This window comes from Mycobacterium shunyiense, from assembly GCF_058270035.1.
The window spans coordinates 1-1,401 of sequence record NZ_JBZDPT010000014.1 but is presented as its reverse complement, the minus strand read 5'-3'; the positions used below and the strand labels follow the sequence as shown (position 1 = coordinate 1,401).

1 protein-coding gene is annotated in these 1,401 nt (G+C 61.7%); it reads left to right on the top strand.

Annotation, left to right across the window (positions count from 1 at the left end; genetic code table 11):
- The first annotated feature begins 166 nt into the window (after positions 1–166).
- Positions 167–1,390: an ISL3 family transposase gene (locus AC4ELS_RS10480; RefSeq protein WP_499047235.1), complete on the top strand. Its 1,224-nt coding sequence runs from the start codon at positions 167–169 to the stop codon at positions 1,388–1,390.
- The last annotated feature ends 11 nt before the right edge of the window (positions 1,391–1,401 follow it).

Sequence of the window (1,401 nt, the reverse complement as noted above, 5' to 3'; positions counted from 1 at the left end):
GTGGCGCTCCTAGTGTTCTAGTGGGCGCTTTTCTGCTGTTCAGCGGTGTTTTCGATTGAAGCTCAAGCGTTCTCGGCGTGTCCGCGCTGCGATGAAGGACGCGCACGCGGGGGGCCTCTAGGTTTCGGGGTTACCACACCAGCCTCAACCGCAAGGACCGATCCGCGTGCGCGTCAGTACTGCATTTAACCGTCTTCTCCAGATCCCCGGAGCATGGGTCGACAATGTCGTCATCGGCGACCACGACGTCGAGGTCACTTTGCGGTCGAAGAGCCGATTGCTGCAATGCCCGTGCGGTCAACGCGTCCGCGCCGGCTATGACCAACGCCAGCGGCGCTGGCGACACCTCGATCTGGCCAGTCACCGGTTATGGCTGATCTATGACATTCGCCGACTACGCTGCCCGAACTGCGGCGTGCGCACCGAAGAAGTCCCGTGGAGTCGACCCGGAGCACGCCACACCCGCGACTTCGAGGACACCGTGCTATGGCTGGCCACCCGAACCGACCGCACCTCGGTCGCGACATTGCTGCGCTGCTCCTGGGAGACGGTCACGACCATCATCAACCGCACCGTCGACGAAATGCTCGACGAGCGTCGCCTCGATGAGATCTACCGCATCGGCGTCGATGAGATCTGCTACCGCCACCCGCACAAATACCTGACCATCGTCGGCGACCACGCCACCGGCACCGTCATCGATATCCAACCCGGCCGTGGCCTCGACTCGCTGACCACGTTCTACGACAAGCTCACCAACGAGCAGCGAGCCGACATCGAAGCAGTCTCCATGGACGGCTCCACCGCATTTCGCTCCGCGACCGAAGACAAACTGCCCGACGCGACGATCTGTTACGACCCTTTCCACGTCATGCAGTGGACCAACCGCGCCCTCGACGAGGTGTTCGCCGCCGCCATGGCCACCAACCGCGCAGACTTCACATTGTCCTCAGGACAATGGCGAAAAGCCCGCACCGCGCTACGAACCGGCGCCGAGCGCCTCAACCCCGCCCGCGGTCACCTCGTGGAAACCATCACCACACAGAACCACGACATTGGCACCGCCTGGCGAATGAAAGAGCAACTACGACAACTCTTTCGAATAACACACCCCGCACGAGCATCACGGTATCTCCGACGCTGGATCCGCCGCGCCACCGACAGTGGCATCCGCCCTCTCATTCAACTGGCACGCCGGCTCGACCTGCACTTCGACGGCATCATCAACACCATCAAACTCGGCATCAGCAACGCCCTCATCGAAGGCATCAACGCCAAAATCCGCCTCATCAACGCACGCGGCTACGGACACCACTCCGCCAAAGCACTGACCTCAATGATCTACCTCTGCCTCGGCGGCCTGAACCCTCAACTACCCACAAGAACATGAGGAGTAGCACA